This is a genomic window from Janthinobacterium sp. NKUCC06_STL, assembly GCF_019345455.1.
GTDB classification, from domain to species: domain Bacteria; phylum Pseudomonadota; class Gammaproteobacteria; order Burkholderiales; family Burkholderiaceae_D; genus Janthinobacterium; species Janthinobacterium rivuli.
In genome coordinates, this window is record NZ_JAHKQY010000028.1 from 1 (window position 1) to 798 (window position 798).

Genomic DNA, 798 nt, shown 5'->3' on the forward strand with positions numbered 1-798 from the left:
GTTTGCTCACTCCCCGCAGCTTATCGCAAGCTACTACGTCCTTCATCGCCTGTAATCGCCAAGGCATCCACCATGTGCACTTATTCGCTTGTCCCTATAACGTTAGCCTCTTCATTCTTTCAAACGAAAAGAGCGCTACAGGGATAAGAAAGTACAACGTTGTTGCTTGTTTGTTGATACATACAATCATTACCCATCGATTTGCTTTTTACGGCAAACCGATCAATAAATAATCTTTACTTCTTCCAGATTGTTAAAGAACATACAGCACTTGATCTCGAAAAGACCAAACCTAAATCCCGGTGCACTATCTGCACTGATTTACGTTTGAACTTTTGGTGGAGGATGACGGGATCGAACCGACGACCCCCTGCTTGCAAAGCAGGTGCTCTCCCAGCTGAGCTAATCCCCCTAGGGTATTTCCAGACTACAGAAACTGGTAGGGCTGGTTGGACTCGAACCAACGACCCCCGCGTTATCAACACGGTGCTCTAACCAGCTGAGCTACAGCCCCAAATGCTGTTCTTTATATTAACAGCCGATAAGTGTGAACATTTGATGCGTGAACCAGTTACCTGATTCGTGCAAACTCTAGAAAGGAGGTGATCCAGCCGCACCTTCCGATACGGCTACCTTGTTACGACTTCACCCCAGTCACGAATCCTACCGTGGTAAGCGCCCTCCTTACGGTTAAGCTACCTACTTCTGGTAAAACCCGCTCCCATGGTGTGACGGGCGGTGTGTACAAGACCCGGGAACGTATTCACCGCGACATGCTGATCCGCGATTACTAGCGAT

At 48.2% G+C, this 798-nt stretch carries 2 tRNA genes and 2 rRNA genes; all 4 read right to left on the bottom strand.

What is annotated here, in order from left to right:
- Nucleotides 1–94, bottom strand: a 23S ribosomal RNA gene (locus tag KO539_RS29820); the annotation flags it as partial.
- Nucleotides 95–336: 242 nt separating this feature from the next.
- Nucleotides 337–412: transfer RNA gene (locus KO539_RS29825), tRNA-Ala, on the bottom strand.
- Nucleotides 413–437: 25 nt separating this feature from the next.
- Nucleotides 438–514, bottom strand: a tRNA-Ile gene (locus tag KO539_RS29830).
- A gap of 81 nt (nt 515–595) precedes the next feature.
- Nucleotides 596–798: ribosomal RNA gene (locus KO539_RS29835) — 16S ribosomal RNA — on the bottom strand; the annotation flags it as partial.